This is a genomic window from Mesorhizobium sp. M2A.F.Ca.ET.037.01.1.1, assembly GCF_003998075.1.
GTDB lineage: Bacteria > Pseudomonadota > Alphaproteobacteria > Rhizobiales > Rhizobiaceae > Mesorhizobium.
Genome location: NZ_RZSA01001566.1, coordinates 1 through 858, shown reverse-complemented (window position 1 = coordinate 858; position 858 = coordinate 1). Strand labels below are relative to the sequence as shown.

At 66.1% G+C, this 858-nt stretch carries 1 protein-coding gene; it reads left to right on the top strand.

What is annotated here, in order from left to right; translation table 11 throughout:
• Positions 1 to 858, top strand: an 858-nt coding sequence (locus tag EOA27_RS38415; protein WP_189562380.1) for a BID domain-containing protein, incomplete at both ends; no start/stop codon positions are given.

Below are 858 nucleotides of genomic sequence, written 5' to 3'. Positions count from 1 at the left end.
GCTCTACCGCAACCTCGACCACGGCTATGCGACGACGATCCACAAGGCCCAAGGCGCCACCGTCGACCGGGTGAAGGTGCTCGCTTCCCTCTCGCTCGACCGGCATCTGACCTATGTCGCGATGACCCGGCATCGCGAGGACTTGACGCTGTATTACGGGCGCCGATCCTTCGGCATCCATGGCGGGCTGGTCAAGGTCCTGTCCCGCGCACGGCCCAAGGAGACCACGCTCGATTACGAGCGCGGGACGTTCTACCGCCAGGCGCTCCGCTTTGCCGAAAATCGCGGCCTGCATATCGTTCGCGTCGCTCGCACGCTGCTGCGCGATCGCCTCGACTGGACGATCCGGCAGAAGCAGAAACTTGCCGGTCTGGCGCTTCGCCTGCGTGGTATGGGAGAGCGTCTCGGCTTCTTCGTCGTTTCACCCCAGAGCCAGACCCGTAAGGAGGCCGCACCGATGGTCGCCGGCGTCACGCTGTTCGCCCAATCGATAAAGGATGCCGTGGAGGAAAAGCTCAGTGCCGATCCCGGGCTCACCAGGCAATGGGACGAGGTCTCGACGCGGTTTCGCTATGTCTTCGCCGATCCCGAAGCCGCGTTCCAGGCCATGAATTTCGATGCGGTGCTGTCCGAGCCGGCCGTGGCGAAGGCAACGCTGCACCGGCTTGTGTCGGAGCCGCAGACCCTCGGCGCGCTGAAGGGCAGGACCGGCCTTCTCGCCGGAAAGGCCGATCGCGAGGACCGGCGCGTCGCCGAGCTCAATGTCCCGGCGCTGAAGCGCGACATCGAGCGCTATCTCAGCCTGCGGGCGGCGGCCGTTCACAAGGTCGAGGCGGAGGAGCAGGCCATGCGCCGCCG